Annotated in this window: 2 protein-coding genes and 2 pseudogenes; all 4 read right to left on the reverse strand. The window is 60.8% G+C overall.

The features are described 5' to 3' along the window. A pseudogene (locus MKK60_RS10095) lies at positions 1–661 on the reverse strand (hypothetical protein); the annotation flags it as partial. 42 nt (positions 662–703) lie between these two features. Next, positions 704–1,045 carry a hypothetical protein gene (locus MKK60_RS10100; protein WP_243985475.1) on the reverse strand — a complete coding sequence of 114 codons (342 nt, stop codon included), beginning with the start codon at positions 1,043–1,045 and terminating at the stop codon, positions 704–706. A 716-nt stretch (positions 1,046–1,761) separates the two neighbouring features. Next, positions 1,762–2,106, reverse strand: a pseudogene (locus tag MKK60_RS10105) (chemotaxis protein); the annotation flags it as partial. Positions 2,107–2,303: 197 nt separating this feature from the next. Continuing rightward, on the reverse strand, positions 2,304–2,655 hold a 352-nt coding region (locus tag MKK60_RS10110; protein ID WP_243985476.1), incomplete at its 5' end, for a GGDEF domain-containing protein.

Here is a 2,655-nt window from a genome sequence, read left to right on the forward strand (position 1 = left end):
GGGCCGTCGCTTTTTCCAACTCGTCGATCACCCCATCGAAATCGACGATGCCGAAGTGGTACCACGCATTGGCCCCGAGCTTCGTGCCGAGCTTGAGCACGCGTTCGTTGTCGCGTCGGTACGCGGCAAGCTGGCGCTCCAAAGGATGGGAGCGCACGAGGTGGTTCTGCGCCTCAGTGTAGGCGTTCACTTTGGCTTGCTCCTGCGCCTCTGGGCTTGGCGGGGGCGGCGCAGCCCGGACGGGCGCTTGGGCTGGTGCTCGTCCGGCCGTTGCCGTTGGTGGGGTCTGCAGCAGCGCCTGGGAGGCTGGTGGCAACACGGGGAAATCGCACTTGAAGGCGTCGACCATGCTCTTTCGCACAGCCTCGTGCGCCTGGGCGCACTGGTAAGCGACGATCGGGCGAGCGGCCTCGTTGCGAGCAACCGCCTCGCGGAAGCTATCCCGCAGCGTGTTGATGCCTTGCCGGATGTTCGGGCGAACGGTTTCCGGTACGCCAGGGCTAGCTGCGCACTGCGCGTAGGCAGCCAGGAACGCGTCGCAGCTCTCGACGTCGACCGGTGTAACCGGGGTCACAGCCATAGTCGGCGTGGCCAGTGCGACGGCGAGCCAAGCGACGGCAAGGCCATAGCGCAGTCCAGGCATCCCACCGACGATCGTCATGCTTCGATCCTTAGGTATGGTACGGTCCGCAGATCGCAGCATTCAGAGATTGCGTAGGGCGAGCAAAGGCACGAAGGCGGTGAGCGCTACGGGTAGGGACCAGTACTGCATCGGCACCCAGAATAGCGCGTGGCGTCGGCGTAACAGGACGCGTTGGTTCGTGGCCGGGTCGACGAGTTCGCGTGGCGGCACGCCATTGAGGCGTCGGCCAACCAGCCAATTGGCGGCCGCCGCGGCGAAAAGGCCGAGGCTGACGGCAAGAAACACCAGATCAGGATGGCCGACAGCCCGTAACGCGAGACCACCCAGCGCCCCGACGACAACGGCGGTGCCCACAATCACGGGCACGGCTAAGATCCCCCAGCCTGACCAGATGAACAGCATAGCACCACCTCAGTCTCGATCGTGGTTGTGACCGAACGCGCGGACGAGGCTGTCGCGTGATACGACGGGTCCGTGTCGCCACGTACGGGTGACTCGGTTTCCTACTGGAACTGTAATTGGGGCGACGCTGTGTTCACGGCGGCGTGATGTTTCAGGATCGAGCGGCCACGTTCGATGGTGACGGCTCGGCGTTAGTGAGAGACCCGCGTTGCTTCCAGCACACCCGTCCTTAGGCACATCTACTCTGCAGCAGCTGAGGTCCAGTTCGACTCGACCGACATACGAGGCACGTTCCTAGCGCGGTGAGATTGCGTAAGAGTCCGTCCGATAAGTCATGAGGCGCGTCCCTGCCGTCGAACGAGGATCAGTACGTTGCCCCGGCTGCAAACTACGTAGCTTTTTGAGCTCGAAACGTGCTCTGCGCCATCGCCAAACCAAAAACACATAAATCCAAGTACTACTTTGATGTAAACATGTATCCCTTGCCATGCTACATATATATTCTGCATGTTGATTTTTTATCCGATAGAAATACCAAATTTTTTTGCTTATCTCCGTAAAATAAATATATTGTTTATCAAAAAACAATTACACCTCGCTCGCCCGTCATCTTTAGGCGGCACGCCACAAACTTTCCGGGCGAAAAAATATTCTTGGACCTACGCTGGAGAGGAATGACGGTCGCGCTCACATGATCCTCTCGTATCTTTGTGGGGTCACGCGACTGCTTGCGAGGCTTGGCGCACCTGCCGGGTCGCAACATCGACCTGCTCGCTCGCCCGGGCGATGTCCTCCATGCTGCTGGCGATCGTCGTCACGCCGTGCGCGGCCGTCTGCATGCTGCCCGACATCTCTCGCGTGACTGCGGACTGTTCCTCGACTGCAGCGGCAATGGCGCCCGATACTTCGTCGAGTGAGCGGATCGTCGCCTGGATCGAGCCGATGGCGTCCACGGCCTCGCGCGTAGCCGCCTGCGTCGCCTGGATCTGCCCGCGGATCTGATCGGTTGCCTTGGCCGTCTGCTCGGCCAGCGCCTTCACCTCGGAGGCGACCACGGCAAACACGAGGTGGGTCCTGGCTGGTTCGTGGAGGCGGCCTTCGGACGGCTCTTCGGGGTCTCGGCGCCGATCTTCGACACGCTGGAGGAAGCGACGCGATGGCTGCGCCAGCACCGAAAGGCATGACCGAAGCCGAAACGTTGCAAGCCTTCGCTGGGATTGCGCTTGAAGAAGATGGAGGAGATGTGAAGCTATTACCTTCAGGCCACAACCAAGCGTAGATCAGGGCTCGCTGGACCTGAAACTCGAACGCAGTTGCGGCCCGATCTCTTGGCTTCGTAGAGCGCAGCGTCCGCAGCACGAAACAGCTCCGCCGGTTCTATAGCGATGGTTTCAGGGATCTGAGCCAACCCGCAGCTCACGGTAAGCACCCTATGCGTGCTAGTCGCATGAGGGAGCTTCCAGCCCATTACAGCTTCTTGGATACGGCTGGCAACGATCTTGGCACCCTCTTCGCCCGTATCTGGGAGGATGACAGCAAACTCCTCGCCGCCGATGCGGTATCCGGTATCGCCAGAACGGCTGATAACGGCTTCCATTGATCGAGCGATG

The organism is Methylobacterium sp. J-092 (assembly GCF_022829325.1).
Taxonomy (GTDB): Bacteria; Pseudomonadota; Alphaproteobacteria; order Rhizobiales; family Beijerinckiaceae; genus Methylobacterium.